The organism is Streptomyces guryensis (genome assembly GCF_021261325.1).
GTDB lineage: Bacteria > Actinomycetota > Actinomycetes > Streptomycetales > Streptomycetaceae > Streptomyces > Streptomyces guryensis.
The window spans coordinates 273881-300585 of sequence record NZ_JAJSBI010000005.1 but is presented as its reverse complement, the minus strand read 5'-3'; the positions used below and the strand labels follow the sequence as shown (position 1 = coordinate 300585).

Sequence of the window (26705 nt, the reverse complement as noted above, 5' to 3'; positions counted from 1 at the left end):
CCGCGGGTTCATCGTGGCTGGTCGCGCCCACGCGGCGGAGCCGCATATCGATGCAGTCCCGCGCCCCTTCGGGGGCTCCCGCCCCGTCACTTCGTGGGCGATCGTTGCCCGTTCAGTCTTTCGAAGCGGGGGGCGGGGCTGACAGACTCCGGAAGGTGCCCGACTTCGACATGCTTGTCATCGGATCCGGCCCGGGTGGGCAGAAGGCCGCCATCGCCGCGGCCAAGCTCGGCCGCCGGGTCGCCGTCGTCGACCGCCCCGACATGGTCGGCGGGGTCTCCATCCACACCGGAACCATCCCCTCCAAGACCCTGCGCGAGGCGGTGCTGTACCTGACCGGTCTCACCCAGCGCGATCTGTACGGGCAGAGCTACCGGCTGAAGGAGGACATCACCGTCTCCGACCTGACCTCGCGCACCCAGCACGTGGTCGGCCGGGAGGTCGACGTCATCCGCAGCCAGCTCTCCCGCAACCACGTCTCCCTCTTCGCCGGCACCGGCAGTTTCGTCGACCCGCACACCATCGCGCTGCGCGAGGTCACCGGCAACGAACGGCTGCTCAGCGCGGAGCACATCGTCATCGCCACCGGTACCAGGCCGGCCCGGCCCGACAGCGTCGAGTTCGACGGCCGTACGATCATGGACTCCGACAACGTGCTGGCGCTGGAACGCGTGCCGCGTTCCATGGTCATCGTCGGTGCGGGGGTCATCGGCATGGAGTACGCCTCCATGTTCGCCGCGCTCGGCAGCAAGGTGACGGTCGTCGAGAAGCGTGCCGGGATGCTCGACATGTGCGACGTCGAGGTCATCGAGTCGCTCAAGTACCACCTGCGGGATCTCGCGGTGACGTTCCGGTTCGGCGAGACCGTCGGCGCGGTGGAACGGCATCCGCGCGGCACGCTCACCGTCCTGGAGAGCGGCAAGAAGATACCGGCCGACGCGGTGATGTACTCGGCGGGCCGGCAGGGCCTGACGGACGAACTCGACCTGGACAAGGCCGGCTTGTCCGCGGACAGGCGCGGTCGGATCACCGTCGACGAGCACTACCGAACCGAGGTGCCGCACATCTACGCCGTCGGCGACGTGATCGGCTTCCCCGCACTGGCCGCGACGTCGATGGAGCAGGGACGGTCGGCCGCCTACCACGCCTGCGGCGAGCCGGTCGGCCGGATGCAGAGCCTGCAGCCCATCGGCATCTACACCATCCCGGAGATCAGCTTCGTCGGGCGGACCGAGGACCAACTCACCGAGGGCTGCGTGCCGTTCGAGGTCGGCATCTCCCGCTACCGCGAACTGGCCCGGGGCCAGATCATCGGAGACTCGCACGGCATGCTGAAGCTGCTGGTGTCCCCCGAGGACCGCACCCTGCTCGGCGTGCACTGCTTCGGCACCGGTGCCACCGAGCTCATCCACATCGGCCAGTCGGTGATGGGCTGCGGCGGCACCGTCGACTACCTGGTCGACGCGGTCTTCAACTACCCGACGCTGGCGGAGTCCTACAAGGTAGCCGCCCTCGACGCCACGAACAAGCTCCGGCAGATCGACCGGATCGGCGACTGACGGGCCGGCGTCAGCGGTCCTGGCCGGCGTCGGGCAGCCGCGTCCCGTCCTCGACGATGTGGACGGCGGCCTCGTCTGCGCGGGCCGCACCGCCGTCGATGCCCACGTCGTCGGCGACCGCTTCCTTGGTCCTGTCGGGGTGGGCGCCCTCGTCCGGCGCGACCAGGCGGCCCGCGCGTTCCGTGCCGGCCTCGGGGTCGACCGGTTCGCCCTCGCCTCCGGGGAGGTCGCCGAGCTCGTCACCAGCGGGCCCGGCCCCGTCGGGGACCTCCTCGGCGAGCCGTTCGTCGAGGCTCTCGCCGGTGCGCTGCTCGGCGGCGGTCGTGCCGTGTTTGGTGACGCCAAGGGGCTTCTCCGGTGGGGAGTAGCCCTCGTCGAGGGTGTCGTCGTAGGTGCGTTCGTCGATGGCGTCCTGCAGGTCGAGCGGCGCCGCGTCCTCCTGCTCCTCGTTCGTCGCGGTGGGCTGGTAGGCGTCGTCGGCCATCGGTTCGGGGCGCGTGCGTTCGCTGCCCATGAGTGCCTCCCTCGGGCGCTGCGGCGGGTCGTCTTCGTACGGTGTCCCGATCCGCGTTTCCCGTTGCGCGCCGTCCAACCACTGGAGTCCCCGGCGGCGCAGGAGGTTACCCCTTGGTCAATCTTGAAAGGTCAAGGAGTAGGGCTATCATCACTCGCATACACGGCGTGACCGAACGACAACGCAGGCGGCCGTGCGCTCTCCACCACCCCCTCGTTTTTCGCTGCCCTTGATCTGCTCCGAGGCCAACCCTCGGTGGTCCGGGGCGGGTTCACAACCCCCCACCTCCCCCTACGCCGTCGGGGCGGGTCGCCCTCGCGTCGTGCAAGACGGAAAGCAGCGCAACCATGAGCAACAGCAGGGGCAGAGGGCTGCAGGCCAACGCCCTCGGTACGTTCGACACCGTGGTGATGGCAGTCGCGGGCAGCGCTCCGGCGTACTCGATCGCCGCGACCACCGCCGTCCTCGTCGGCGCGGTGGGCCTGGCCAGCCCGGCCGCGCTGCTGTACTGCGCGATACCCATGCTGGGAATCGCGCTGGCGTTCAGCTATCTCGGCCGTATCGACGTGAACGCGGGCGCCAGTTACTCCTGGGTGGGGCGCACACTCCATCCCTTTCTCGGGTTCATCAGCGGCTGGGCGCTGGTCATCTCGGCGACCATCTTCATGGTGGCCGGCTCACTGCCCGCAGGGTCGATGACCCTCGCTCTGTTCGACGAGGGCCTCGCCGACAACACCGCGCTGTCGACGGTGGTCGGCGCGGCCTGGTTCGTCATCATGCTGCTCGTGGTGCTGGGCGGCGCCCGGCTCACCGTCCGCGCCCAGCTCGTCATGTCGGGCGTCGAGCTGGCGATACTGGCGCTGTTCGCGGTGCTCGCCGTCTTCCACACCGGCAACGCCCGCGCGTTCGACTGGTCCTGGCTCGGCTTCTCGCACTTCGACGGGGTGTCGGGCTTCGCGTCGGGCGCACTCGTCGCCGCCTTCTACTACTGGGGCTGGGACGTCACCAGCAACCTGAGCGAGGAGACCCGTAACAGCCGTCGTACGACGGGACTCGCGGGCCTGATCGGGGTGGGCATCGTCTTCCTGCTCTTCGAGGTGTTCACCATCGCGGTGAACGTCATCCTGACCTCGAAGCAGATCGAGGCGAACGACGCGAACGTGCTGGGCGCGCTCGGCGAGGCGATCTGGCCGGGCTGGGGCGGCAAGCTGCTGATCGTGGCGGTGATGCTGTCGACCATCGCCACCCTGGAGACCACTCTCATCCAGGTCACGCGCTCGCTGTTCGCGATGGGGCGCGACCGTACGATGCCGTCCGCGCTGGGTCGGGTGCACCGTACGTGGAACACCCCGTGGGTGGCCATCACGGTGGTGGGCGGGGTGGCGCTGGCGATGTTCATCGCCTCCAACGCGCTCGGCTCGGTGGGCGACATCCTCTCCGACGCGATCTCGGCGATCGGTCTGCAGATCTCCGTGTACTACGGCCTGGCGGGCCTCGCGGTGGTCGTGGCGTACCGCAAGATGCTGCTGAAGTCGGCCGCGAACCTCCTGCTCGGCGGGTTGTGGCCGCTGTTCGGTGCGCTGTTCATGTTCTGGATCTTCGCCGAGTCGCTGAGCGAACTCGACACCGCGGCGATCGCGATCGGCATCGGCGGGCTCGCCGTCGGACTGGTCCCGATGCTCTGGTACTGGAGGCGGGGCAGCGACTACTACCGGCCCGCCCGCCTGGACGCCAGCCGCACCGTCGAGGCGGAGTACGTGCCCGACGACCGGCCGGCGGGGAACACCCGTGTCCACGAAGGTCTCTCCACCGACTTCTGAGGCAGACCCCGATGGCGAGAGACCGATTCGCTCCCGACTACGACCCCGACTGCGGGGACGCGTCCCTGACCAACGCACGTCACGACATCGTCATCGGCCGCTGGCAGGGCCTCAGGGACCTGCTGCGGGCCACCGGCCCGGACTGGCTCTCGCGCGGCCACCGCGTCCGGCTGCTCGCACAGGCCTGCGCGAGCAGTTCGACGGTGGAGTCGTGGCTGGCGGCCGAGCCCCACAGCGGTGACGCGCTGGTGCTGCGGGCGGCGACGGAGACGGCCCGCGCGTTCAACCTGGCCGTCGCCGCGGGCCGGGGCGTGCCGATCGACCAGCACCGCATCGACACCGCGGTGACGGCCTGTCTGCAGGCCGCGGAGGCATACCTGGACGACCCGACGCCGTGGATCTCCCTGATCTCGGTGGCCCGGCTCTACTCCTCGGGGGTGCGGCGCCAGGAACTGTCGCGCTGGTGGGACGAGTTGCACCAGCGGGACCCGTACAGCGTGGAGGGCCACCTCCAGGTCCTGCACTACTACTCGGCACGCTGGCACGGCACCCACGGCCTCATGTACGACTTCGCCCGCGACGCGGCCGGAGTGGCACCCGCGGGCTGCGCACTGCCGGTTCTGGTGCAGTACGCGCGGGTGGAGGAGTACCGCTACGCCCTCGACACGGCGCAGGGCAGCCAGTCCGCGGTGGGTCTCGGACAGCACTGGAACCACGACGGTGCGGTCAGCGACGTGCGCCGCACCTGGCAGCGCTGGATCATGGGCCGCACGGACAGCGGCATCGCCCCCGGCGAACTGCGCGACCTCAACCACCTGGCACACGCGGCCTGCAACGCTCGTGTTCCGGAGGTCGCCGCCACCGTGCTGGGGATGCTGGGGCGCCGGGCCACACGGACTCCCTGGTCGTACACGGGAGATCCGGACCAGCAGTTCGTCAAGTGGCGCAAGGAGCTGAAGCTGCGGGACTGAGAGCCTGAACGGACGGCGGGTCTAGTCCGCGGGCTGTTCCGCGGGCCGGGACAGGCCCGCTGTCCACTTCTCCTCGATGCGGCCCAGCTTCCACACCAGCAGGGCCGCGGTCCAGGTGGCGAAGAACAGGCCGACGATGACGAAGCCGACGGTGTTGAGGTCGAGGCCGGCGATCCAGTCCCAGAACGCCCCGTGCAGGCCGAACTGCTGGGCGAGCAGACCGAGGAGTTCGACGGTGCCGATGAGCAGCGCGACGGCGACCGAGAGGCCGGTGATGGTGAGGTTGTAGTAGACCTTCCGGACCGGCTTGGAGAAGGCCCAGTCGTAGGCGAAGTTCATGAACGAGCCGTCGATGGTGTCGAGGAGGGACATGCCGGCGGCGAACAGGACCGGCAGGCACAGGATCGCGTACCAGGGAAGTCCCGAGGCGGCGCCGGAGCCGGCCAGCACGAGCAGGGCGATCTCGGTGGCGGTGTCGAACCCGAGGCCGAAGAGCAGGCCGAGCGGGTACATCTGCCAGGGCTTGGTGACCGACTTCATCACCCGGCCCAGCAGGCGGTTCATGAAGCCGCGGTTGTTGAGCTGTTCCTCCAGGGCCGCCTCGTCGAACTGGCCGGAGCGCATGCGCCGGAAGACCTTCCAGATCCCCGCCATGATCACGATGTTGATGACCGCGATGAGGTAGAGGAAGGTCCCGGAGACGGTCGTGCCGATCAGGCCGGTGAGGTCGTGGAGCCGGGAGTTGTCGTCGCGGACCGGTCCCGCCACGGCCTTGACGCCGAAGGAGAGCAGCAGCGCCAGGGCGAAGACGACGCTGGAGTGCCCGAGCGAGAACCAGAAGCCGACCGACAGGGGCCGCTGTCCCTCGCCCATCAGCTTGCGGGTGGTGTTGTCGATCGCGGCGATGTGGTCGGCGTCGAAGGCGTGCCGCATGCCGAGCGTGTACGCGGTGATGCCGATGCCGACACCGAAGGACTGCGTGCCGACGCTGTAGTGCTCGGGTGCGACGATCCCGACGAGCGTGAACCAGCCAACGACGTGCAGGGCCAGCACGAACGCTGCCATCCCGCCGATTCTGGTCCACTCCTCCCGTGTCATGGAACTGCGGACGCGTTGCCAGGCCGGGCGCTTGACGGGGAGGGGCGAAGCGGTGTCGGGGGCGGCCGTCATTCGGGGAGGTCTTCTTTCGGGTGCACAGCGGCTGCGTCCGCAACCTGGTGCCATACTCCAGTACTTGCACATTATGTGCAGCAAAGGCCGCGACAGCTCTTCACCATGGAAGGGGAAAGACCAAAGCCCGGGTCCGCTCTCAGGGAGCGGCGGTCGGCCCGTCCGGCCGGCTGCGGCGCTGCTCGGCCATCTCGCGGCTCAGCGCCTCCGTCTCGGGCTCCGACAGCCGCTCGAAGCCCTCCTCGGTGATCACCGACACGATGGGGAAGATACGGCGGTTGATGTCCGGGCCGCCGGTCGCGGAGTCGTCGTCGGCCGCGTCGTAGAGCGCCTGGAGGGCGGCCAGTGCCGCCTCGCGCCGGTCCATGCCCTTGCGGAACAGCTTCTTGAGCGCGCCCCGGGCGTACGGCGATCCGGAGCCCTCGGCGTGGAAGTCCGTCTTCTCGTACAGGCCGCCGACGACGTCGAAGCTGAAGATGCGGCCCTTCTCGCCGTCCGGGGCGGACTCGTCGTAGCCGGTCAGGAGCGGTACGACGGCGAGGCCCTGCATGGCCTGGCCGAGGTTCTGCCGGATCATGCCCGACAGGCGCCTCGCCTTCGCGTTGAGGGTCATCGGGATGCCCTCGATCTTCTCGAAGTGCGTCAGCTCGACCTGGTACAGCTTCACCATGTCCAGAGCGAGTCCGACGGAGCCGGCGAAGGCCACGGCGGTGTGGTCGTCCGCAGGGTGCACCTTCTCCAGGTCGCGCTGGGCGATGAGGTTGCCCATCGTGGCGCGGCGGTCGCCGGCGATCAGCACGCCGTCCCGGTAGGCGAGGGCGAGCACGGTGGTGCCGTGCGGGAATTGGCCGGGCTCGGCCCGGACACCGTCCGGGAAGGGGCGGCGCGTGGGCAGCAGTTCGGGGCGGTGCGCAGCCAGGAACTCGGTGAAGGACGCGGTTCCCGGAGTGAAGAACTCCTCCCCCAACCGGCCGTCCGTGTCACTCGCGGTCATGCCACTCCCCCTCCTCGTCGGCCCGACATCCGACTCCTACCTGAACCAGGACCGCGGGAAACGCCAGTAGCAGGCGCGGGGCTCGTCAGTCGTGGGGGAACGAGTGGTGTTCGTGCGCGACCAGCCAGCGGTCCCGCTCCTTGCGCAGGCCGAACGTCAACCGCAGGCGGAGCGTGGGGTGTTCGGCCAGTTCCTGCGGGGTGGCGCAGCGCAGGAGTGCGTGCGCGTAGGCGACGTCGGTGCCGGCGGTGACGTGCAGGGACTCGATGTCGAAGCAGGCGCCCTGGGCCTGCCACGCGAAGAACGGCGGCCAGCTCGCGCGGTAGGCGGCCAGTCCGTGGATGCCCTCGTGCGGGGGCGGGACGTCGTACATCACGATGTCCTCGGCATGATCGGCCAGGACTCCGTCGAGGTCGCCGCGGTGGACGGACTCGGCCCACTTCTCGATCAGTGTGCGGATCTGCGCTGCGTCGTCGGGCACGGCACCGGCTCCCTTCCTCACCACGGACGTGTCCCCTGTACTGAGACGCCTCCCCGCGCCGCCGCAGTTCATCGCACCGCCACCCGGGTGACACACTCTGCCGTGTGCCGCTGACTTTCGACGATCTGCTGACCCGTGCCCGCGCGCTCTCCCGAGGCGGGCGCCGCGCCGTCCTGGGCATCACCGGCAGCCCGGGGGCAGGCAAGTCGACCCTCGCGGAGAACCTGGTGCGGGAGCTGAACGGGACGGCGGAGCAGCCGTGGGTCGCGCACGTCCCCATGGACGGCTTCCACCTCGCCGACGCCGAGCTGGACCGGCTGGGCCGCCGGGACCGCAAGGGAGCGCCCGACACCTTCGACGCGGCCGGGTACGCGGCACTGCTGGCCCGCCTGCGCGAGAACGACGAGGCCGGCGTGGTGTACGCGCCGGGGTTCGAGCGGGTGCTGGAGCAGCCGATCGCGGGCGCCGTCCCGGTGCCGCCGACGGCACGGCTGGTGGTGACCGAGGGCAACTACCTGCTGCTGGACACGGGCGCCTGGCCCCGCGTCCGCAGCCGGCTCGACGAGGTGTGGTTCTGCGAACTGGACGAGCGGGAACGCCTCCGGCGGCTGATCGCCCGGCACGAGGAGTTCGGCAAGGCGCACCAGGAGGCAGTGGCCTGGGTGCTGCGCAGCGACCAGCGCAACGCGGAGCTGGTCGCCGCGACCCGTGACCGGGCGGACCTGGTGGTGCCGGTGGACGCACTCGCCCTCAAGGGCTGACCGCGCGCAGCGTCAGCTGCGGCTCACCCCGCTCGTCGTCGGCGCCGATCACCGCGGTGAAGGCCGAGGTTTCGATGCGCAGCCCGTCCGCCGCCCGTTCGACCGACAGCGTGAGCGGCGCCGCGGAGCCGTACCGTACGGCGAACGCATGCAGATCATCCGGTGCGCCCGGGACCGGGCCCGCCTCCAGGGCGGTGGAGCTCACCAGGTGGCGCCAGCCGTCGTCGGGGTTGCCGTAGCCCCGCGGGTCGGCGGCGAGCGCGAAGGCCGCCTGTTCCTGGGTGAGTTCCGCACGGGCGTCGAAATGCTCCGAACCCTGCGCCTGCGGGTGGGTCAGACGGAGCGTGCCCGCCGACGCCACGGCGCCCTCGGCGGTCCGGCGCACCCGGTCGCCGTCGTCGGCCGCGTACGGCAGGCCGGCGAGCAGATACGGCTCTGAGGGCAGGCGGTCCACGACGACCGCCGTCCACAGGCTCGTGCCGTCGGTGACGTAGAGGGACCGCACGTGCCGCAGGACGTGGTCGCGGCCGACCACCGGCTTGGTGACCAGCTTCGCCGCCAGCCCGTCGATGCGCACATCCCGTACCCGGACCTCGCCCATGGGACGGCAGAACACGAATCCGTCCAGCACGGGGCCGAAGCCATGCTGGCGGTTCACGGCCGCGGGCAGGTAGTAGGTGCCGCCCGCCTCGACGACCGACGGGGTCATACGGTCGTCGAAGGCCACCGAGACGGTGCCCGCCCGGAGCTGGTGGCGCACGGGCACGGTCGAGGGCGTGCGGTGCCAGCGCGTGGGGTCCTGGATCTGCCAGACCAGCATCCATGCGAAGTGCCCGTCGACACCGCCGTCGGGCTTCACGGCGTGCCGCCCCCAGCGGGTGTCGCCCCGGTAGCGGCCCAGGTCGGAGCCGATACGGCGGCCGAAGTAGCGCAGGCCGAGGACCGACTCGAAGCCGGAGTGCTGCTCGCTGTAGCGCGGACCGCCGCTGTCGAAGCCGCCGCCCGTGAGGCGGGCGTCGATGTAGCGGGCGAGCGCGTCGCCGTCCTCCGCGAAGATCTCCTCGCCGCTGACCCGGTGGGCCTGGGCGAGGAAGGAGAGGGAGATCGGGCCGTAGTTGTTGTCGTAGGCGCCACCGTGCTCCGGGGGCAGCAGGGCGCCCCGATCGGTCACCCGGTGCGCGCGGATCTCGTCGGTGTACAGGCCGATCGCCCGGGCGCGGACCGGTTCCGCTTTCTCCGGCGGGAGATGCCGTGCCAGCATCAGGCCACCGACCACGCACCCGATGGCCTGGTTGCCGGCCTCCTGCGGGTTGAAGAAGGTCGCCTCGGTCAGCCAACGCCAGTAGCCCCGTGCCACGTCCAGCAGTCGGGCGCGCTGGTCGGCATCGACCAGGCCGTCCGGCGCGTCGAGGATGTCGACCGCCTGAAGCAGCGCCCAGACCGTGCTCGGCCAGTCGCCGATGGGGTGGGCGCCCGCCTCCAGGACGTAACGGGCGTACGGGAAGCCCGAGTTGCGGATCCTCAGGTTCGGGTAGCCCGGATTGTCGTCGAGGTGGACCCGCTCGCGCAGGTGGAAGGCGAGGCTGCGGTGCACCGCCTCCGGGAGCCGCGTGTCCTTGGTGCGCTGCAGGGCGAGCACCAGCAGGGACGTGATGCCGAGCGAGGTGTCGCCGATGTCGTCGACGCAGTCGGGGTGTTCGAGATTGCCCTCCGGGGTCATCCGCCGCAGGGCTTGCTCGACGACGTCGGCGAGGACGGCGTCGTACGCCTCCGGGGTGTCCGGGAGGTCGTGCAGCGGGCCGCGCTGGTGGAGGAGGTGCACGGGGATCAGCCCTTCATGCCTGAGGTGGCCGTGGCGTGGGTCGTCGGGGTCACACGACGGGTGCGGGCCGGCGGGCGCGCAGTGCGAGGGTCAGGGTGTGCGGGCCGAGTCCACCGATGTAGACGCGGTTCCCGGTCGTGGCGTCGGTGCCGCCCACCACGGTGTAGTCCTGGCCCGGGTCGTACCGCAGTATGTCGCTCCGGTCCGGCCCGGCAAGCGGTTCGCCCGCCTCGACGGCGGCCTCGACCCGGATCTCGTCGTCGCCGACGCGGTAGGTCAACGGCTCGGTCGTCAGACACCAGCTTCCGTCGCCGAGCGGTACGGCGCCCTGCGGCTCGCCGCCCGGCCGGAAGGTCAGTTCGAGGGCCCAGGGCACCGGTGGGCCGCTGATGTCGATCCGCAGGTCGGCGCCGTCCTCCCTCAGGTCCACCTCGACGCGGGTCGTGTGGGACACCTCGTCCTGAGGGCGGTCGGGGAAGGCCATCGCCGCGGAGAAGCGGCCCTCGTCCACCAGGCGGTAGGCGCCGTCGTCGCGCCTCCGGTCCTTCGGGAGCGGCTGGTAGTAGGCGGCTGTGAGGGTTTGGGTGAGCCGGTACCGGTTGTCGGCGAGCTGTTCCATGTCGGCGGCACGGAACGGGCCCAGGTCGAAGAACACCCGCGAGAGGCGGACCGCGTCGAGGACGGCGGCACCGGCGAACAGGCGCAGGAAGGTGGGGTTGCAGGCGAGGCCCGAGCGGATGCGCCGGTGCTCGGGCACGTCGGAGCCGCCGTACACCACGGTGTGCGCGGTGGCCGAGGCGCGTGCGGCGAGGCGCGCGGTGGGGAGGTACCCGTAGCGCGGGAGCTTCTCCGCGTCCGGGGCCGGCAGGGCGCGGCGCAGATCCGGGGTGAGGAGGGTCTGGGCGAGCAGGTCGGGGTCGTCGATGCCGTCGGCGGCCGCCAGGCGGGCCGCGCGGGCGAAGTCGCCCCGGCCGGTGCGGATCGCGAGCAGCCGGTAGTGCGGCAGGTAGGGCCACAGCGGGAACGAAAGCTTCTGGTCCTGGCGGCGCGAGTGGACGGTCTCCACCGTGCCGTCCGGCCTGATCAGGTCCAGGGTCGTGGCGAGGTTGCGTTCGACGGCGTCCATCAGGTCGGTACGCCCGAGCACCTCGGCCAGCAACAGCAGCGACGGGTTGGTCACGAGGGACGCGTAGACGGCACTGCGTTCCGAGTACAGGCCCCCCGTGTCGATGTCGACGCCCTCGGCGAGCCACTCCTCGACGCGTTCGAGGAGTCGGCCGTCGGGGAACGACCGGTGCAGACGGGCGAGCGCCGCGCTCAGCTCCCAGCGGTGGTTCGGAGTGTGCACCCCACCGGTCCGGAGACTGTCCGCGGCGGCGTCGGCGATCTCGGCCAGCGCCGCCTTGACCGCGTGCAGTTCCGGCCCTCCGCCCGCCGCGAGGACGTACGCGTCGCACACGTCGTTGACGGTGAACGCGGAGTCCGGCGGGGACTGCACGTTGTCGCCGCCGGCGAAGAGGCCGGTGCCGGTCTGCACGGCCCGCAGGGCGCGCAGGTGGGTCGTCGCGGCGGCGACGGCCCGCTCGCTGCCGTGCAGTGCCGAGTCCGGGGAACGGTACGCCGCGACCAGGGTCTTCACCCCGCGCGCCAGACCACGGTGCGGCACACCGGCGGGCTCCTCGTCGGGGGCGGCCGCCATCGGGAGGGCCGACCGGTCGGCAGCCGCGGCCGCCGCGCGGACGAACTCCTGGTCGAGCGGGTTGTGCAAGGTCAGTCCTTCAGTCCGGCGTTGATGTCGGCGCCCATGACGTAGCGCTGGAAGACCAGGAAGATCACGATCAGCGGGATCATGGAGATGACCGACGCGCCGAGCAGTACCGACCAGTTGATGTTCTGCGCGCCGACGATGCTCTGGATGCCGATCTGCACGGTGAACTTGTTGGGGTCGTTCAGCATCAGCAGCGGCCAGATGTAGTCGTTCCACCGCCACTGGAAGGACAGGATGGCGAGGGTCAGCATGATGGGCCGGGAGAGCGGCACCATGATCCGCAGGAAGATCGACAGTTCGCGGGCGCCGTCGATGCGCGCGGCTTCCACGAGTTCGTCGGGAACCGTCAGGAAGAACTGGCGGAACATGAAGCATCCGGTCGCGGTGAGCACGGCCGGGAGGATGATGCCGGCGAACGAGTTGTAGAGGCCGAGGTTGCGGACCACCAGGAACTCAGGGGCGAGCATGACCTCGCCCGGCAGCATCGTGGTGGCCAGGATGCAGATGAAGAAGGCCTTGAGCCACTTGTTGTCGTACTTGGCCAGGGCGTACCCGGTGCAGCAGCTGACTCCCACCGTGAGGATCGTCGTGATCACGCACACGATGGCCGTGTTGATGAAGTACTGGGAGAAGTTGGCGCTGTCCCACGCCGCCTTGAATCCCGACAGCGTGGGGTTGTGCGGGACCAGCGTCAGCGGATAGGAGAACAGGTCGCTGGCGGGCTTGAACGAGCTGAGGACGAACCACAGCACCGGCAGCCCGTAGAGGCACGCCATGATCCACAGCAGTGTCGTCGCGGAGACCGCCTGCCGGATCCCACCGGTGTCCGCCCTGTGGGGCCGCTTCTTGGAGACGGCTCGTCCGGGACCGGCGTCGGCCCGGCGCGGCATTTCTGTGGTTGTCATCGGTTCTCCACCCGCCGGTTGACGATCAGCTGGATGATCGCGACGGCCATCAGGATGAGCATGAGCACGAACGACGCGGCGCTCGCGTAGCCGATCTGGCCCCGTTGGAAGCCGGTCTGATAGATGTACTGGACAAGCAGGTTGTTCGACGTTCCGGGTCCGCCGTTGTTCAGGGAGACGAACACCGGGTATTCCTTCATCGCGTTGATCGTGTTGAGCAGGATGACGATGAAGGAGGTCGGTGCGATGCTCGGCAGCGTGATGCTGAGGAACTGGCGCCACGGTCCGGCGCCGTCGAGCGCGGCCGCCTCGTAGTACGACACCGGTACGTTCTTGATCGCCGCGATGAACAGCAGCATCGAGAATCCCGTCCAGGCCCAGGACGCCGCCATCACCACCACCAGCAGCGACAGGTCCGCGTTCGACTGCCACGGAACGGCACTTCCGCCGAGCTTCTCGATGACGTAGTTGACCAGTCCGAAGTTCTCACCGAACAGCCACCGCCACAGGACACCCACGACGATGGGCGACAGCAGCCACGGGATGAAGAAGATGATTCGCGCGACCGACGCGCCCTTGGCGTGCTTGTTCACCACCAGGTTGGCGGCGAGCAACGAGAGCGCGAAGTTCAGCGGTACGAAGAGCACGGCGTACAGCAGCGTACGGGTCAGCGCGTCGTAGAACGTGGAGTCCCCGAACAGGTTGTGGTAGTTGTCCAGTCCGATGAACTGGAATGCCCCCACACCCGTGTAGTTCGTGAAGGAGTAGACGAGCCCGATCACCGCCGGCCAGAGGAAGAACAGCGCGAAGAGCACGACATTGGCCGCGATGAGGACGAGCGGCGCAAGGGTGTACTTGCTGCGTCTCCTGGGCGGGCTCGCGGACACGTCCGAGGCGCGTTTTGTCATCTTCCTGACTCCGTGCTGGTGGAAGGGATTCCGGTGGGCTCACGCCATGAGCCCGGCATCACGCGGGCGCCCAGGGCCGGGCGGCGGTGCCTCTGCCCCGCCGCCCGGCCCTGTGGCCTATGATCCGCCGCCGACCTGCTGGTTGTAGCCGGTCACGATGTTCTCCAAGGCCTTGTCGGCCGACTGCTGGCCGTTGACCGCCTTGCCGAGCTCCGTCTTGGTCGGGTCGGTGGTGAGGCTCTTGCCCTTCAGCACCCAGGCGGTCTGCGCGCCGTTGAAGTAGCCGGAGATCGGGGCGTAGAGCGGGATCTCCTCGTTGTACAGCTTGAACGCCGACTGCGCCGCCTCGGACTTGAAGGGGTAGTTCGGGTTCAGACCGCTCTCGACCGGGAGGAACCCGGAGCTCTCGACCAGTTCGGTGTACTGCTTCGGGTCGTACACCCAGGTCATGAACTTCTTCGCGGCGGTCGCCGCGGCGCCGTTGTTGTTGAAGCCCACCATCAGGCCGCCGCTGTTGACGTCACTGGCCTGCACGGGCTGGGCGGGGGTCGGGACGCTGGCCCAGTCGAACTTCTTGATGCTCTCCGAGAAGGCGGCCACCTGCCACACCCCGGACCAGTAGGCGACGACGTCACCGCTCTGGAACATGGCCGACGGGTCGGCGCCGCTGGTCCACACCGACTTCGGCATGGTCTTGTCGTCGTTCCATCCCACGAAGGTGCTCACGGCCTTCTTGGTCGCGGCGTCCACCGAGAACTTGCCGGAGGAGTCCGCGTGGACGTACTTGCCGCCCATCTCGTACACCATGGCGCGCAGTCGCGACGGCGACTGGTCGAAGGTCAGGGAGTACTTGGCGCCGGTCTTCTCCCGGACCTTGTTGGCGGCCGCGATGAAGTCGGTCCAGGTCCAGGTCTTCTGGGGCGAGGCCGGGAAGGAGACGCCCGCCTTCTTGAACAGCGTCTTGTTGATGAACAGGCCGGACGCGGTGACGTCCGAGGGGATGGCCAGCACCTTCCCGGACGTGTCCTTCGCCAGGAAGTTGGAGTTGATGTTGTAACTCTTGTTGCCGGCGATGGAGCTGAGGTCGATGAGCTTGTTCGACCAGATCGGGTCCAGCGCCGGCACGGCCGCCACGTCGGGCAGGGAGTTCGCCTGCGCCCCGTTGTGCAGCTTCGTCGCGTAGCCGTCGTAGGGGATGTTGACGAGCTTGACGTCGACGCCGTTTTCCTTCTTGTACTGCGCCACCAGCTTCTTCCAGCCCGCGTCCTGCCCCGGAACCGTGGAGATCCAGAACGTCAGCGACTTGGAGTTCCCGCCCGAGCCGGACCCCGATCCGCCGCAGGCGGTGAGCAGAAGGGCACCTGCCGTGGCCACGGCAGCGAGGGGAACCACACGGCGTATGCCGCCGCGGCCGAGTCGGCGGGAGCGCCGCACACCCACACTGGTCATTTTCGATCCCTTTTCGTCGTACTGGACGGAGCACGGCGCCAGCCGAGGCTGCACGGGTGCATTTTGCAGGAGATTTCGCTTTCCGGGGGCACGGCCTCGCCCGGCCGCGTCGCCTTGACGGGTGGAGTCCCCGGCCATGAGGGCCGTCGTCGCACAAGCACGCCCTCGTGCGGCTGCCGTACTTCGCGTACGGGCGGGAGGCTCACCCGGAGTCGGCGTCCCGGCCGACTTAGAAAGCGCTTGTCCGGACATTGGCACGTCGAGTCGGAGGCCGTCAATCCTTCGCCCCCACGGCCTCGGTCACGGTTTGGACTCCTCGGGAGACAGCGAGCCGGGCGGCGCCCACGACGGTGCCGAGATCGCCGACCGTGCTGCTGACGACTTCGGTGGGCCAGCTCAGCCGGGCGAGTTCCGCCCGCACACCGGGCAGTACCTGCGGGTCCGCGCCGGTGCTGCCGCCCAGGACGATCAGTCCCGGGTCCAGTACGGCGGTCACGGCGGCGGCGAGACGGCCGACGTCGGCGGCATGGCGGCCGACCACACCGCGGGCCGCCGCCCGGCCCTCGCCGGCCAGGGCGAAGAGCTGCTCGGCGGTGCTCGGGCACGGCCCGTCCTCGTCCCGCCAGGCCTCGGCCGCCCGCCTCAGCAGCGAGCGGGCGCCGATGTACTCCTCCAGGGCCTCGTGACGCGGCTCGCGGCCGTCGTCCCAGGGGTAGGGCAGCCGGGCCAGCTCACCGGCGGCACCGTTGGCTCCGCGCAGCACCTGGCCGCCGACCACGATGCCGAGGCCGATACCGACGCCGATCCGCAGATAGCCGAAGGTGCGCCGACCGCGCGCGGCGCCCTCGTGCAGTTCGGCGAGCGCGGCGCAGTTGACGTTGTTCTCCAGGTGGACGGGAACGCCCGGCGGCAGGGCGACGGCCATGGCGTCGAAGACGGGGCCGGCCTTGGCCGTGGCGGGGCGCATCCGGGCGCCCTCCTTCTCCCGTGCGGTGACGTCACCGACGGCGACGACGACGGTGCGCAGCGGGGCGTCGGCCGGGAGCGCGGCGAGCGCCTCGCGCACCACGTCGGCGGCGTCCTTGCGGGTCCCGGCGGCCTGGGCGAGCAGGGTGCCGTCCAGGGCGCAGCCGCGCACCCGGGTGAGGGCGGGGCCGAGGTCGACGGCGAGCACAGCTCCGGCGGCAGGCCCGAGCCCGTATACGGCGGCGGAGCGGCCCGTGCCGCCGGAGGCGGTGCCGGAATGGGCGGCGAGCCGGGCACTCTCCAGCTCCGCGACGGCGGAGGACACGGTGGGTTTGGACAGGCCCGCCAGGCTGGCGAGCTGCGGCCGGGTCGCGCTGCCCGCCTCGGCGAGCACGGCGAATACCGCGCTTGCGCTCTCGGTCAGACGGGGGGCTTCCGCCACGTCGTGTATCACAGTTCTCCCACGGGTCACGGGCCGCTCAGTGGTCGAGTGCGCAATGCCTCTTGACGCACTGTACTTCGTTAGTTAACTTCCTAACGAACTTCACGGTACTCGCCTGCCGTGTCCGTCTGAAGCCCGTCCCGGGGCTTCCCTAGTTCACCAACTCCCGTACTCTCAGGCACGGTTCGCCCAACCGTCGCAGGCAATGCGCTCCGCTGGGAGTGCCGCACGGGCCGTCGGTCCTCTGCGGCACCGTCGTGGCTGGTCGCGCAGTTCCCCGCGCCCCTTCAGGGCGCTCCCGGACCGCGTTGTCCAGCGCAATGACGAAAGAGGATCCGTGCAGGACTTCACCCCCCTCGTGGTCGGCATCGACGTGGGTGGCACCAAGACGCAGCTGCGTGCCCACGTCGGCAGCGAGCAGGTCGCCGACCATGTCCGGACCAGCAGCGGCTGGCGGCCGCACGACCCCGTGGCCGCCACCGGCTGGCTGGCCACGCTGGTCGCCGACGCGCTGCCGCAGGGCGCACGTCCAGCGGCCGTCGCCGTGGGTGGCCACGCCTGTGAGACTCCGCGCCAGTGCGCCCGGATACGCACCGCTCTGCAGCTGCACTTCGACGCGCCCGCGCTGGTCGTGGGTGACGCCGAACTGCTGGTGCCCGCCGCGGGACTGGACAAGGGGGTCGGTCTGGTCGCCGGCACCGGTTCCGTCGCGGTGGGCCGGCTCGCCGACGGGGCTTCCGTCCAGGTCGGCGGCTGGGGCGCGGTGCTCGGCGACGAGGGCGGCGCGGCCGGTCTCGTCCGCGAGGCCGCACGGGCCGCATGGGCGGCGCACGACCGCGGGGAGGCACCCGACGAACTCGCCCGGGGCCTCCTCGCGTCCTTCGGAGTCTCCGAAGTACCGGCGCTCGGCGCCGCGTTGGAGAGCGCCACGGACATTTCCGCCCAGTGGGGCCGGCACGCGCCGGTCGTGTTCGCGGCCGCCGAGGCGGGCTCACCGCTCGCCCGTACGGTGATCACCGAGGCCGGCCGCTCGCTGGCCTCGCTGGTGGAACGGCTCGCCGCCCGCGGGGTCGTGGTGGACGACGTGGTGGTCGCGGGCAGCACCGTCCTCGCCCAGGCCGCGCTCTACGGCGCGTTCGCGACAGCGCTCGCCCGGTCCGTGCCCGGAGCACGTCCGCAGCCGCTGCGCGCACCGCCCGTGGAGGGTGCCGTGGCACTGGCGCGTTCGATCCTGTGAACCGGTCGGCCCCCGTTCACGCACACGACACGTCACAGTCGCCGGGCTCTCGCCGACGGGACAGGACCCGGCCGTAGATCTTCGCTCAAAGCTTCACGGGACGCACCGGAATCGCACACCTCATGCGTCCCGCGAGACACCTCTGATCGCACGATCTCCTCCCGGCCGCACGGCCGAAGAACTGAAGAGAGGCACACGCATGCCGTCATCTGCCGGGCACCGCTCCTCCTTGAAGACCGGTCGACTCGCCGTCAACAGGCGGGGGTTCCTCAGAACCTCCCTGGGCGCCTCGGCCGGAGTGCTGGCCGCGCCCACCTTCGTGTCGTGGCTGGGCGCCGCCGATGCCAAGGCCGCGACGACGCCCGCGGCTTTCGTCGACGACTACAAGACCAATCTCTCGACGAACCTCACTCCCGAGACCAACGCGGTCGTGCGCGTGCTCGGCGGGTTCGCGCGGATATGGAAGACCGGCGGCGCCTGGAACACCGGCACGCCCCTGCGGCCCGACGTGCTGCGCGCCAACATGAGCTACTGCGCCCGGATCACCGGCGCGCGCACGGACGCGGAGGCGAAGGAGGCGTTCCTCTACGACCGCCAGCACCAGAGTTACGCGATGATCGCGGGTCTGGGGCCGCTGGCCGACCTGTACAGGGCGGGCGCCAAGGCGGTCACGTCGATCACGAGCGCCCCGGACGGCACGCCTCCCGCCAAGATCGACGACGCGGTGCCCGCGGACGCCCCGGCCGGCTCCGCGCTCGGTGCCGGCTCGCACGACTCCGCGCTCGGCAAGGTGGCCGAACTGGTCGACACGCTGCGGGGCAACTGGGCCTCGGGCAACCCGTCCAAGTACGCCTACCTGTACCCGCGGCCGTGGCGCATGAACGAGGACAGCGAGGTCGTCGACACGGGAAGGACGGACGCCCTCGGCTTCCCCGTCTACGACTCGAAGGTGGTCGTCGCCCCGCAGCTGCTGCGACAGCGCAGCACCTCCCCGGCGGACGACGGCGGCTTCCCCAGCGGTCACACCAACGCCTTCCACCTGGCGGGCCTGGCCTACGCGTACGCCGTACCGGAGCGTTTCCAGGAGCTGGTGACGCGGGCCTTCGAGCTGAGCCACACCCGGATCATGGCGGGCATGCACTCGACGGTCGACGTCATGGGCGGCCGCATCATGGCCACCGCCCTCGCCGCCGCCACCCTGGCCGACCCGGCGAACGCCGCCCTCAAGGCCGCGGCCCGCGCCCAGGCCCTCTCCTACTTCGAGGCGCAGACCGGCACGACGGCCGAGACGCTGTACGCCTATGCGCACTCGGACGGCACCGACCCGTACGCGGACCGGGACGCCAACGCGTGTGCGATCCGGCCCCGGCTGACGTACGTCCTGACCCGCCATGGCCACAGCGAGCCGCTGACCGTGCCGAAGGGCGCGGAGGTGCTGCTGGAGACGCGGCTGCCGTACCTGGACGCGGACCAGCGGCGCGAGGTGCTGCGCACCACCGCGCTGCCTTCCGGGTATGTGCTGCTGGACGGCTTCGAGCAGTGGGGACGACTGAACCTGTTCGCCGCGGCGGACGGCTACGGCGCCTTCGACTCCGATGTGACCGTCACGCTCGACGCGGCCGCGGGCGGCTTCGGCTCGGCCGACAGCTGGCGCAACGACATCCGCGGCGACGGCGGCCTGACCAAGCGGGGCAGCGGCACGCTCACCCTGACCGGGCACAACAAGTACACGGGCGGCACCGTGGTGAAGGACGGCGTGCTGGTCGCCGCCTCGTCGCACGCGCTGGGCCACGGCGACGTGCGGGTGTCGGGCGGCACGCTGCGGCTGCAGCGGCCCGTGCAGGTGCACGGCGGGTACGCGCAGGAGTCGGGCGCGCTGGAGCTGACGCTCCGCTCGGGTCACGAGCCCGCCCTGGAGGTCACGCGCCGGGCGGTGCTGGGCATGGGGAGCGTCCTGTCGCTGCGGCTCGACGCCGACCGGCCGCCGGCCGCGGGCCGCACGGTGCGGGTGCTCTCCGCTGCCGGGCTGCGGGGTCAGTTCGACCGCATCGAGCTGAACTGCGACCGGCTTCGCGCCGTACCCGTCTACACGACGGAAGGTCTGTCGGTACGACTCCTGAAGCGGTGACGCCCGGGAGGCGGGAGCTGATGCGACAGTAGGGCCCATGGGACGGGTCCGGATCGCTCCCGCCTCCTCGCGGTCCGTGTCACCGCGGGGCGGATGATGGCGCACGAACAGCACTCGGTCCTCGAGCCGGGCACACACGACGACGAGGAACACCCGCCGCCGCGGGCGGCCGCCCCCGAGCGGTCGCCCCGCCCGCGCGGGCGGTGGCTGCCGCCGCTGCTCGTCGTCGTGCTGCTGGCCCAGATGGCCGCGGCGATGGTCACCACCGCCGTGCAGCAGACCCCGACGATCGACGAGCCGGTCTACGTCGCCACGGCCGCCGACTATCTGCACGAGCACCGGGTGCGTCTCAACCCCGAGCATCCGCCGCTCGGGAAGCTGGTCATCGCGGTCGGGGTGGCGATCGCCGGCCCGCACGTGGACACGTCGTACAAGGGTGATCAGGGGCAGTTCGGGCGGCATCTGCTGTACGAGTCGGGCAACGATCCGTGGCGGCTGATGTTCTGGGCCCGCCTCCCGGTGATCGCGCTGACCCTGCTGTTCGGGCTCGTCGTGTTCGCCTTCGCCCGTGAACTCGCGGGCTCCGCGGCCGGGTTGACGGCGCTCGCCCTGTACGCCTTCTCCCCGGACGTGATCGCCCACGGCTCGCTGGCCACGCTCGACGTGCCCGCGGCCGGGTTCGTGCTGACGTCGGCCTGGCTGCTGTGGCGGGCCCGGCGACGCCCCCGGATGTACGTCCCCCTGGCCGGGGCGGCGCTCGGAGCGGCCCTGGCGACCAAGATGAGCGTGCTCCCGGTGGTTCCCGTACTGCTGGCGCTGGCCGCCTGGGCGGTGTGGCGGGGGGAGGCCGAGGACCGCCGCAAGAGGGCGGCTCTCGGTGCCGGCGTCGTGGCGGTGGCCGCCGTCGCCGTCGTATGGGCGTCGTACCTGGTGGTCGATCCGCGGCTGCGGTGGTCCCCGGAGCAGCCCGTGCCCGCGGTGCACGGGCTGAAGGGGCTGCTCGTCGGGCTGCTGCCGTTCCCGGAGTCCTACCGGGACGGGGTGCGCATTCAGTTCGGTCTCGAGAACTACCCGTGGCAGGGCTTCCTGTTCGGGCATCTGTACACCGGCTCCCGCTGGTACTACCTGCCCGCCGCCCTGCTGGTGAAGACGCCGCTCGGCATGCTCGCCCTGTGGGCCTGCGGTGCCGTGGTGCTGCTGACGGTGCGGCGGCTGCGGCCCGCGGCGCCCTATGTACTGCTGCCCGCCGGTGTGCTGCTGGCCGCGGCCATGACCGGGGCACGGGACTTCGGGACACGGTACGCGATCTTCGTGCCGATGTTCCTGGCGGTGGCCGCAGGCTGTGTGCTCGCCGCTCGGTGGCGGTGGGCGCCGCTCGCGACGGGGGCGCTGGTGCTGTTCGTCGCGGTCAGCTCACTGCTGACCTGTCCCTACTACCTGCCGTACTCCAACGAGGCGTTCGGCGGTCCCGCCGAGACCCATCTGCGGCTGCACGACTCCAACGTGGACTGGGGCCAGGACCTCGGCCGGCTCGCCGACCGACTGCACGAGCGGTACCGGGGCGAGCGGATCTGGCTGGTGTACAAGGGCAGCGGAGTGCCCTCGTACTACGGCATCCACGCATCCGATCCACGCAAAGTGACCCCCCGTCAGGTGCGCGGGCTGCTGGTCGTGTCGGACTCGGCGGTGGCCAAGGCGCAGGGCCGGCTGGCCGCTTTGATCCACAGCAGCCGTCCGGTCGACAGCGTCGGGGATTCGATCACGATCTACCGCCGGTGACGCGTGCCACCGGATCGGGGGGCGATCTGAGGATCCGTCTGCCGGCCTCGGATGCCCCCTACAAGCCCTGGTCACAACGGTGTGTGGGCTATGTTGAAGCACTGTGGGAGACAAAGGAGGCGCACCGGTGTCATCGCCGCAGCAGGCACGCGCACAGGCGTCCGCGATCACCTCGGGCAAGACGGCTCCGGAGGCCGAGGCCGCCCCGGCCTCCCAGCTCAGGACGCTCTTCGACCGGCCCCGGCTCTCCCCCGGCCAGCGGCGCATCGCGCAGTACCTGATCGAGCACATCACCGAAGCGGCGTTCCTCTCGATCACCGACCTCGCCGAGCGCGCCGGGGTGAGCCAGCCGTCGGTGACGCGGTTCGCCGCGGCGGTCGGCTTCAGCGGCTACCCCGCGCTGCGCGAGAAGCTCCAGTCGATCGCCCTCGGCACGCTGGCCGGCGGCCCCGCCGCGACCGAGGAGAACGGCAGCAACGAGCTGCAGGCGGCGGTCGACGCCGAGATCGAGAACCTGGAGAACCTGCGGCGCGACTTCGCCGACCCCGACCAGCTGATCGAGCTCGGCCGCAAGCTGTCGGCGTCGACCCCCCTGACCGTCCTCGGGCTGCGTATCTCGGGCTCGCTGGCCGAGTACTTCGCCTACGCCGCGCGCCGTATCCACCCGGACGTGCGGCTGGTCACCCGGGGCGGCAGCGTCGCCTACGACGCGCTGCTGCAGTCGCGCGAGGCGGGCGGCACCTGGGTGCTGGCGTTCTCGATGCCCCGGCACGCCCAGGAGACCCTCACGGCCGTACGGGTCGCGCGCAGCGCAGGACTGAAGGTCGCCCTGGTCACCGACCTGGCGCTGGGTCTCGTGGCCGACGAGGCGGACGTCGTCCTCGCCACCGGCACCGGCTCCCGTCTGGTCTTCGACTCCTACGCGGCACCCGGCGTGATCGCCTCCGCGCTGCTGCAAGCCATGACCGACGCCGATCCCGAGCGCACCCAGGCGCGGCTCGAGGAGTACGAGCAGATCTCCGACCAGCACCAGTTCTTCCTGCGCGACTGATCCGGCGTCCCCGGCCGAGCCCGCATCCGAGGCCGATCCGACGTTACAGCGGGATTACAAAGGGACCTTTCGCAACATACCGCGCATGAATGTTTTCATGCTTCTTGCAAACCGGACGGCATATATAAATACTTCTCACGGATCGCGCACCGGCCCACTCCGGGACACGTTCCGCACCCCTGTCCCCACCCGCATCGCCCGGAGAAAGCCGACGGTCCGCCCATGCGCCTGCACCATCCGCCGCGCCGGCGCCGTCTGCCTTCCCGGGCCCTGCACGGACACCCGAAGCCGCCGTCTCCTACCCGCGTCGGCGCTCAGGGTGTTCGGTCGGGCCTCGCCTCTGCGAGCGCCCTTGGCGGCCCCGGTCATCCCCTAGACCGGGGCCGCCCGCCCACGTCGGACCACCCCCACACGACGCCGCACACCCCGGAAGCGATGATCATGCAACTGACGACCACGCGCATCAGCCCGGACTGGCCGTGCCAGGTCAAGACGCCCGGCTCCTACGACTGGGAGCGTTCGGCGGCCAGATGGCTGCGCGAGCTGGTGCCGGCCCGCTACGGCAGCTACCCGGCCCTGATCCGCCACCCCGTGCTGCTGGCCCGCCATGCACAGATCCAGGTGCAGCACGAGATCCGGGTCGCGCGCACCGCTCTGCAGACCGCCCGCGCCGATCTGCCCGCGCTCGGGCTGCCCGAGTCGGTCATCGAGCACACGATCAAGCTGTACGCGGCGGAGGTGCTGCAGCTCCAGCACATCGCGCGCAGCGTCCGCGCGGTCTCCCAGGCCCTGGTGGACTCCGGGCGCTGACCGCGGCGGCCGGGGCCTGTACTGCATGATCGGCGCCACACGTGGCACACGTGGTGAGCATGAGTACCACCCAGTTGCACAGGCGCGATCCGGTCACCACGGTGCTGACCTGGCAGGTGCGTCCCGGCCGGGAAGCCGAGTTCGAGAAGTGGACCCGCGGGATCACCCGCTGCGCCAGTCGGTTCCCCGGCAACGAGGGCGTCTCCTGGCTGCGCCCCGAAGAGGGCCCCCGGTTTCACGCGGTACTGCGCTGGTCCGATCCGCAGCGTCTGGCGCAGTGGCTGGATTCCGCCGAGCGGGCCGAGTGGCATGAGCGGATCGAGGGGATCGCCACGGAGGTCGGCGACGAGCGGCAGTCGACCACCGGGATGGAGACCTGGTTCAGTCTGCCGGGCACCACGGCACAGTCCCCGCCCCGCTGGAAGATGCTGCTGACGACCTTCCTCGGCGCCTATCCGTTCACCCTGCTCATCCAGTGGCTGGTGACGCCCCGCACCACGGCCTGGCCCCTGCCGATGCGGGCGGCCGTTTTTCCCATCGTGCTGCTGCCCGTGCTGACTTACCTGGTCATGCCACTGCTCAGCCGATCGCTCCGGCTGTGGCTGTACCCGCCGCCGGACGACTGACGCGCGGACGGGCGCCGGCGTCCACTTCGACACACCGGTCCTTCTCCTTTCGAGTGAAGCCTGTGCAGGCTGGACCACGATCGAAGCCGCCCCGTTGTGCGATGCTCGACGCGTGACGAGTGAGCAAGCCGCGCCGACGGAGTCCCGCACCGCTGCCGACACCGTCGCGCTGGCCCAGATCGTCGCCAGGCAGCGCGCCGAGATGGACCGGCTACGCCACCTGGCGGCGATGTCGGCCGTCCTGGAGCAGGCCAAGGGTGTGGTCATGGCGCTGACGGGCTGCGCCCCCGGCGCCGCGGAGGAGGAGCTGCAGCGACGTGCCGCGGCCGGTGGCCGCACAGTGCTGGAGGAGTGCTGGATCACCCTCGGCAGCCTGGCGCCGCCGGGCAGTGGGGCCCCCGAGCCGGAGCCCGCCGTCCTCCCCCAGTCCTCCGTGCCGCCCTCGCGGGACGCGGCCGCTGACGAGGGTTCCGCCGCGCTCGGCGCCCTCGGCAGGCAGCTCGTCCCTGTCACCACACCGCAGGATCTCGCCCGCTGCCTGCTGGAGCATCTCGCGCCCGAGGTGGGCGCGGACGCGGTCGTGATCTACTCGCGACGGCCCGCCGGAGGGCTGGAACTCGTGGGCCACGCCGGCGTCGACGCCACCTTCGCCGCCCAGTGGCACCAGATCCCGCCACTGAACGGGGTCCCCGCCCTCGAAGCCCTGCGGGCGGGCGAGCCGCGCTGGCTGGCGAACGTCGCCGCGGACCGGAAGCGTTACCTGCTGATCGGAGGCCCGCCGGACCGCTGGGCGTCGCGCGCCTGGCTGCCCGTGCCGAACGGTGCCTCACCGAGCGTGTGCATCGGGATCCTGCGCACCCGCAGCGGGCCGTTCAGCCCGGGCGCCCGGGCTCATCTGCAGGCCGCCGTCCGGCTGTGCGCCGGACGTCTGCGGGACTTCCACACCGATCCGCAGGCCGCAACCAACACTGCCGCTGAGGCCCTGCAGGCCGTCTTCGACGCGCTGCCCGGCGCGGCCATGCTGCTCACGCCGCTGCCCGCCGCCTCGGGCGTGATCGACGACTACCGCATCGACGCCGCCACCGCGCAGGCCGCCGACGTGGTCGACGGCACCGGGACGGAGCTGGTCGGCCGGCGGTTCCAGGAGGCCTGCCCGACGCTGGCGGGCGAGCCGCTGTGGCAGGGCCTGCGCGGCACGCTCACCACCGGAGAGCCGTACGAGAGCGAGCCGTTCGCGCACCAGGAGGTCGTGGACGGTGCCGCGGAGCTGTCCACCTACACGGTGCGGGCGGCGCGGCTGGGTGACGGGCTGTTCGTGACATGGGTGCGGCACGGCTCCTCGGACCGGCAGGAGCAGCGCCTCGCGGACGTGCAGCGGCTGGGGAGCCTCGGCTGGGCGAGCTGGAACCTGGTCACGCACGAGGCCACCTGGTCCTCTCAGGTCTTCGAGCTCCTCGGTCGCGACCCCGGCGAAGGCCCGGTCGACCTCACCGCCCTGCCCGGCCTGGCTCTGCCCGAGGACGCGCCCGCGCTGTCCCGCGCCATCGGCGAACTGCTGGGCGGCAGCCGCCCGTTCGACATCCCGTTCCGCACCAGGACGGCAGTCGGGCTACGGCATCTGCGGGCCGTCGCCGAGGCCGTGCCGGACGCCGCCGGCATGCCCGTCGAGGTACACGGCGTAGTTCAGGACCTCACCGCACAGCGCAGCGCGGAGCTCGCCCTCGTCGAGAGCGAGCGGGCCGCGCTCACCCAGCACGACGTGCTGCGCGCCGAGCGGACGCTGGCCGGCCGGCTGCAGCACGCCCTGCTGCCCCTGCCCACCCGGCCCGTGCACCTGGCGGGGCTGCGCGTCGAAGTCGCCTATCTGCCCGCCCAGTCGGGCACCCACGTCGGCGGTGACTGGTTCAGCGCCATCGAACTGCCCGACGGGGACGCCCTCTTCGTGGTCGGCGACGTCGCCGGGCACGGCATCGACGCGGTCGCCACGATGGCCCAGCTCCGCTTCACCGCCAAGGGCATGGTCATCACGGGGTCCTCGCTGACGGGGGCGCTCACCCGACTCAACACGCTGCTGCTGCACTCCCGCGACTCCCACGGCACGGCGACCATGGTCCTCGCCCGCTACGCCCCTGCCGAGCGCCGCCTGGTCTGGGCGCAGGCGGGCCATCCGCCGCCCCTGCTGCTGCGCGGCGGCCAGGTGCGCTATCTCGACCGTCCCGGCGGCATGCTGCTCGGTGCGAGTGCGACGCCGGCCTTCGCGGAGGCGGAGTGCCGTCTCACACCGGGCGACCGGGTCCTCCTCTACACGGACGGCCTGGTCGAGCGCCCCACGGAGGGTCTCGACCGGGGCCTGAAGCGGCTCTCGGAGGCCGTCCTCAGCCACCACACCGACGAGCCCGGCTCCCTGGCCCCGCTGCTCGCCGCGATGCTGGAGGGTGATCGGCGGGACGACGTCTGTGTGCTCGACATCCGGGTGCCGGCGGATCCGCAGTAGGCGGCGGTACGGATCCGGTGCCCGGCCGCCGCTCACTCGTCGCCGCGATG

The 26705-nt window shown here is 71.0% G+C and carries 21 protein-coding genes; 11 read left to right on the top strand and 10 right to left on the bottom strand.

The genetic code is table 11. The features are described from left to right. The first annotated feature begins 155 nt into the window (after nt 1-155). Complete coding sequence (gene sthA, locus LJ657_RS13220) at nt 156-1559, top strand: Si-specific NAD(P)(+) transhydrogenase (protein ID WP_232648746.1); 1404 nt, start codon at nt 156-158, stop codon at nt 1557-1559. 10 nt (nt 1560-1569) lie between these two features. On the opposite strand, the gene LJ657_RS13215 is transcribed toward sthA, so the two are convergent. Next, nucleotides 1570-2073 (bottom strand): DUF5709 domain-containing protein, encoded by a 504-nt coding sequence (locus LJ657_RS13215; protein WP_232648745.1) that lies wholly within the window; start codon nt 2071-2073, stop codon nt 1570-1572. A gap of 347 nt (nt 2074-2420) precedes the next feature. On the opposite strand from LJ657_RS13215, the gene LJ657_RS13210 reads away from it, so the two are divergent. Both LJ657_RS13210 and LJ657_RS13205 read left to right on the top strand, forming a co-directional pair. Beyond that, nucleotides 2421-3893 (top strand): APC family permease, encoded by a 1473-nt coding sequence (locus tag LJ657_RS13210; RefSeq protein WP_232648744.1) that lies wholly within the window; start codon nt 2421-2423, stop codon nt 3891-3893. 11 nt (nt 3894-3904) lie between these two features. Beyond that, on the top strand, nt 3905-4864 hold the full coding sequence (locus tag LJ657_RS13205) for a hypothetical protein (RefSeq protein WP_232648743.1): 960 nt from the start codon (nt 3905-3907) through the stop codon (nt 4862-4864). A 21-nt stretch (nt 4865-4885) separates the two neighbouring features. Here the strand turns inward: LJ657_RS13205 and nicT are convergent, their stop codons facing one another. From nicT to LJ657_RS13190, 3 genes are all read right to left on the bottom strand, one after another. After that, entirely contained in the window at nt 4886-6034 is a 1149-nt protein-coding gene (nicT, locus tag LJ657_RS13200; RefSeq protein WP_232648742.1) for a Nickel transporter NicT, read from the bottom strand. Between the two features lie 139 nt (nt 6035-6173). Then, nucleotides 6174-7028, bottom strand: a complete 855-nt coding sequence (gene prcB, locus LJ657_RS13195) for a proteasome subunit beta (RefSeq protein WP_232648741.1) — start codon at nt 7026-7028, stop codon at nt 6174-6176. An 85-nt stretch (nt 7029-7113) separates the two neighbouring features. Beyond that, a complete protein-coding gene (locus LJ657_RS13190; RefSeq protein ID WP_232648740.1) occupies nt 7114-7509 on the bottom strand; it encodes a YybH family protein in 396 nt (131 codons plus the stop codon). Nucleotides 7510-7613: 104 nt separating this feature from the next. Between LJ657_RS13190 and LJ657_RS13185 the strand changes: the two genes are divergently transcribed. Then, the gene (locus tag LJ657_RS13185) at nt 7614-8270 is read left to right on the top strand and encodes a nucleoside/nucleotide kinase family protein (RefSeq protein ID WP_232648739.1); all 657 of its coding nucleotides are present in this window, start codon (nt 7614-7616) and stop codon (nt 8268-8270) included. Here the strand turns inward: LJ657_RS13185 and LJ657_RS13180 are convergent. The 6 genes from LJ657_RS13180 to LJ657_RS13155 all read right to left on the bottom strand — a co-directional run bounded on the left by LJ657_RS13180 (nt 8260) and on the right by LJ657_RS13155 (nt 16530). Next, a complete protein-coding gene (locus LJ657_RS13180) occupies nt 8260-10092 on the bottom strand; it encodes a hypothetical protein (protein WP_232648738.1) in 1833 nt (610 codons plus the stop codon). The genes LJ657_RS13185 and LJ657_RS13180 overlap by 11 nt on opposite strands. 49 nt (nt 10093-10141) lie before the next feature. After that, nucleotides 10142-11860, bottom strand: a complete 1719-nt coding sequence (locus LJ657_RS13175; RefSeq protein ID WP_232648737.1) for a hypothetical protein — start codon at nt 11858-11860, stop codon at nt 10142-10144. A gap of 2 nt (nt 11861-11862) precedes the next feature. Beyond that, entirely contained in the window at nt 11863-12765 is a 903-nt protein-coding gene (locus LJ657_RS13170; protein ID WP_232648736.1) for a carbohydrate ABC transporter permease, read from the bottom strand. Next, on the bottom strand, nt 12762-13673 hold the full coding sequence (locus LJ657_RS13165; RefSeq protein WP_232648735.1) for a carbohydrate ABC transporter permease: 912 nt from the start codon (nt 13671-13673) through the stop codon (nt 12762-12764). Before LJ657_RS13165 ends, LJ657_RS13170 begins: the two co-directional genes overlap by 4 nt. Before the next feature lie 117 nt (nt 13674-13790). After that, the gene (locus tag LJ657_RS13160; protein ID WP_232648734.1) at nt 13791-15122 is read right to left on the bottom strand and encodes an ABC transporter substrate-binding protein; all 1332 of its coding nucleotides are present in this window, start codon (nt 15120-15122) and stop codon (nt 13791-13793) included. A gap of 274 nt (nt 15123-15396) precedes the next feature. Next, the gene (locus tag LJ657_RS13155; protein WP_232648733.1) at nt 15397-16530 is read right to left on the bottom strand and encodes an ROK family transcriptional regulator; all 1134 of its coding nucleotides are present in this window, start codon (nt 16528-16530) and stop codon (nt 15397-15399) included. Between the two features lie 337 nt (nt 16531-16867). On the opposite strand from LJ657_RS13155, the gene LJ657_RS13150 reads away from it, so the two are divergent. From LJ657_RS13150 to LJ657_RS13120, 7 genes are all read left to right on the top strand, one after another. Then, the gene (locus LJ657_RS13150; RefSeq protein WP_232648732.1) at nt 16868-17767 is read left to right on the top strand and encodes an N-acetylglucosamine kinase; all 900 of its coding nucleotides are present in this window, start codon (nt 16868-16870) and stop codon (nt 17765-17767) included. Nucleotides 17768-17966: 199 nt separating this feature from the next. Then, the gene (locus LJ657_RS13145) at nt 17967-19895 is read left to right on the top strand and encodes a phosphatase PAP2 family protein (protein WP_232648731.1); all 1929 of its coding nucleotides are present in this window, start codon (nt 17967-17969) and stop codon (nt 19893-19895) included. Between the two features lie 93 nt (nt 19896-19988). After that, nucleotides 19989-21674, top strand: a complete 1686-nt coding sequence (locus LJ657_RS13140) for an ArnT family glycosyltransferase (protein ID WP_232648730.1) — start codon at nt 19989-19991, stop codon at nt 21672-21674. Nucleotides 21675-21801: 127 nt separating this feature from the next. Continuing rightward, a complete protein-coding gene (locus LJ657_RS13135; protein WP_232648729.1) occupies nt 21802-22725 on the top strand; it encodes a MurR/RpiR family transcriptional regulator in 924 nt (307 codons plus the stop codon). A 435-nt stretch (nt 22726-23160) separates the two neighbouring features. Beyond that, nucleotides 23161-23535, top strand: coding sequence for a hypothetical protein (locus LJ657_RS13130; RefSeq protein ID WP_232648728.1), 375 nt, complete (start codon nt 23161-23163; stop codon nt 23533-23535). A gap of 59 nt (nt 23536-23594) precedes the next feature. Then, nucleotides 23595-24161 (top strand): antibiotic biosynthesis monooxygenase, encoded by a 567-nt coding sequence (locus LJ657_RS13125; RefSeq protein ID WP_232648727.1) that lies wholly within the window; start codon nt 23595-23597, stop codon nt 24159-24161. Between the two features lie 202 nt (nt 24162-24363). Then, nucleotides 24364-26655, top strand: a complete 2292-nt coding sequence (locus LJ657_RS13120) for a SpoIIE family protein phosphatase (RefSeq protein ID WP_232648882.1) — start codon at nt 24364-24366, stop codon at nt 26653-26655. Nucleotides 26656-26705: the final 50 nt, after the last annotated feature.